The 2,996-nt window shown below is 73.7% G+C and carries 3 protein-coding genes and 2 pseudogenes; all 5 read left to right on the top strand.

What is annotated here, in order from left to right:
• A partial coding sequence (locus tag ACLEQD_RS40375) for an efflux RND transporter periplasmic adaptor subunit (protein ID WP_410391261.1) occupies nucleotides 1-683 on the top strand: 683 nt, incomplete at its 5' end.
• Nucleotides 680-1,378, top strand: a complete 699-nt coding sequence (locus tag ACLEQD_RS40370) for an ABC transporter ATP-binding protein (protein WP_410391260.1) — start codon at nucleotides 680-682, stop codon at nucleotides 1,376-1,378. The genes ACLEQD_RS40375 and ACLEQD_RS40370, both read left to right, overlap by 4 nt.
• Nucleotides 1,375-1,995: pseudogene (locus ACLEQD_RS40365) on the top strand (ABC transporter permease); the annotation flags it as partial. The gene ACLEQD_RS40370 and the pseudogene ACLEQD_RS40365, both read left to right, overlap by 4 nt.
• 128 nt (nucleotides 1,996-2,123) lie before the next feature.
• Complete coding sequence (locus tag ACLEQD_RS40360) at nucleotides 2,124-2,540, top strand: ABC transporter permease (protein ID WP_410391259.1); 417 nt, start codon at nucleotides 2,124-2,126, stop codon at nucleotides 2,538-2,540.
• Between the two features lie 3 nt (nucleotides 2,541-2,543).
• Nucleotides 2,544-2,996: pseudogene (locus ACLEQD_RS40355) on the top strand (ABC transporter permease); the annotation flags it as partial.

Genomic DNA, 2,996 nt, shown 5'->3' with positions numbered 1-2,996 from the left:
GGGCGCAGCTCGCCGTCGCCCGCCGGGCGCGCGAGGCGGCCCGCCTCCAGCTCGCGCACACCGTGGTGCGCGCGCCGTTCGACGGCACCGTGTCGAAGAAGCTCGCGAACGAGGGCGCGGTGCTCGCGCCCGCCGCCCTCACCGGCACCAACCTGGGCGGCATCGTGGAGCTGGTGGACCTCCAGGCACTGGAGGTCGAGGCCGAGGTCAGCGAGGAGCAGCTGTCGCGCATCCACACCGGCCAGCCCACGCTCATCTTCCTGGACGCCCTGCCCGAGCGCGCCTTCCCCGGCAAGGTGGCCACGGTGCGCCCCGCCATCGACCGCTCCAAGGCCACCGCCACGGTGCTGGTGCGCTTCCAGTCCGTCCCCCAGGGCGCGCTGCCGGACATGGGCGCCAAGGTGTCCTTCCTCCGCCAGCCGCTGCCCCCGGGCGAGCTGGACGCCCACGGCCAGCCCCCGCGCGTGCCCGCCAGTGCGGTGGTGCACGACAGCAAGGGCGACGCCGTGTGGGTGGTGAAGGACGCGCGGCTCACCCGCCAGCCGGTGCGCGTGGGCGAGCGCGTGGGCGACGAGGTGTCCCTGACGCAGGGGCCCCGCGCGGGCACGCAGGTGGTGGTGGCGCCGGACCCGAAGCGCCTGCGCGACGGCCGGCGCGTGAAGGTGGAGACGGGGGGCGGATGAGCCAGGACGCCCTGTCAGCTCCGGCCCCCGCCATGGTGCGCCTCCAGGGCGTGTCCAAGACGTACCGGCGCGGCACGGTGGAGGTGCCCGTGCTGGCGGGGGTGGACCTGAGCATCGACACCGGCGCCTTCGAGGCCTTCATGGGGCCGTCCGGCTCCGGCAAGTCCACGCTGCTCAACCTGGTCTCCGGGCTGGACCGGCCCACCACCGGCAGCGTCGAGGTGGCCGGCCGCGACCTGGCGGAGATGGATGACCGCGCGCTGAGCGACTGGCGCGCCGCGCACGTGGGCTTCGTCTTCCAGCTGTACAACCTCATCCCGGTGCTCACCGCGGCGGAGAACGTGGAGCTGCCCCTGCTGCTCACGCCGCTGACGCGCGCGGAGCGGCGCCGGCACGTGGCCGCCGCGCTGGAGCTGGTGGGCCTCACCCACCGCGTGAGCCACCGCCCGCCGCAGCTGTCCGGCGGCGAGCAGCAGCGCGTGGCCATCGCCCGCGCCATCGTGTCCGACCCGGACCTCATCATCGCGGACGAGCCCACCGGGGACCTGGACCGCAAGGCGGCGGAGGCCGTGCTGGACCTCTTCGGCGTGCTCCACCGGGAGCTGCACAAGACGCTCGTCATGGTGACGCACGACCCGCACGCCGCGGAGCGCGCCGGGCGCGTGCACCACCTGGACAAGGGGGTGCTCCAGTGAACTACGTGGGGCTGGCGGGCCGGGACCTGCTGCGCAACCCGCTGCGGCTGACGCTGACCATCCTGGCGGGCGCGGTGGGCGTGACGGCCTTCATCTTCCTGAGCACCGTCGTCGACCTCTTCTATTACAACGCGCGGGCCGCGCAGGTGGACCGGCTCATCGTCCGCAACAAGGTGTCCTTCACCCAGCCGCTGCCGCTGTCCTACTACGCGCGCATCGCCGCGCTGCCGGGCGTCACCTCCGTCACGCACCAGGAGTGGTTCGGCGGCACGCTGGGCGACACGCAGAAGGACTTCTTCGCCAACTTCGCCATCGACCCCCACACCTTCCTGGACGTCTTCCCGGAGTACCTCGTCCCGCCCCAGCAGCTGGCCGCCTTCCGCGGCGACCCGTGCGGCGCGCTCGTGGGGGAGCGGCTGGCCCAGCGCTTCGGCTGGAAGGTCGGGGACCGCGTGACGCTCAAGGGGCAGATCTACCCCGGCGACTGGACGTTCAACGTGCGCGGCATCTACACCGGCGCGCGCCCCGGGGTGGACACCACCGCGCTGGTGTTCGGCTACCGCTGCCTCAACGAGAGCGACCGGCTGACGGAGGCGCGCAAGGACCAGGTGGGCATCTACGCGGTGCGCGTGGACGACCCTGCGCGCTCCGCGGAGGTGGCGGCGGCCATCGACCGCCTGTTCGACAACAGCCCTACCCGACGAAGACGGAGAGCGAGAAGGCCTTCCAGCTGGGCTTCGTGGCCATGTCCTCGGCCATCGTCACCGCGGTGCGGGTGGTGTCCTCCGTCATCCTGCTCATCATCCTGCTCGTCATCGGCAACACGCTGGCCATGGGCGTGCGCGAGCGCACCCGCGACATCGCCACCCTGCGCGCCATGGGCTTCCGCCCGCGCACCGTGGTGGCGCTGGTGCTGTCCGAGTCCGCCGTCATCGGGCTGTGCGCCGCGGCGCTGGGCGTGACGGCCGCGCCGCTGCTGGTGGGCGCCTTCGCGAAGCTCATCGCCTCGCGGTTCGGCCCCATGCCGGACCACCTCACGCGCGGACACACGCTCTGGGTGTCCGCGCTGGCGGCGGTGGTGGTGGCCCTGCTGGCGGGCGTGGGGCCGGCCCTGCGCGCGGTGCGGCTGCCGGTGGCGGAAGGCCTGCGGAAGGTGGCCTGAGCCATGGTGCCGCTCTTCTACAATGCCCGCAGCCTGTGGGCGCGCCGGCTGTCCACCGGCCTCACGGTGGTGGGGCTGGGGCTGGTCGTCTTCGTCTTCGCCGCGGTGCTGATGCTGGCCAACGGCATCGAGTCCGCGCTCGCCTCCGGCGGGGACGCGTCCAACGTCGTCGTGCTGCGCAAGGGGGCCACCAGCGAGCTGGTCAGCGGCGTGGAGCGGGACGCGGTGCGCATCCTCACCACGGATCCGCAGGTGGCCTCCGGGCCGGACGGCACGCCGCTGGTGGCCGGGGAGCGGGTGGTGCTGCTGACGCTGCCCAGCGGCCGCACGCAGGCCATGAACACGTCCGCGCGCGGCATCAGCGCGGAGAGCTTCGCGGCGCGGCCGGAGGTCCGGCTCGTCTCCGGGCGCAGGCCCCGGCCGGGCGACCAACGAGGTGGTGCTGGGCCGCTCGCT

Origin of the sequence: Corallococcus sp. 4LFB (assembly GCF_046520365.1) — a bacterium.
GTDB lineage: Bacteria > Myxococcota > Myxococcia > Myxococcales > Myxococcaceae > Corallococcus > Corallococcus caeni.
Note: the sequence above shows the minus strand (reverse complement) of the source record. Positions and strands in the feature narration are given on the sequence as shown.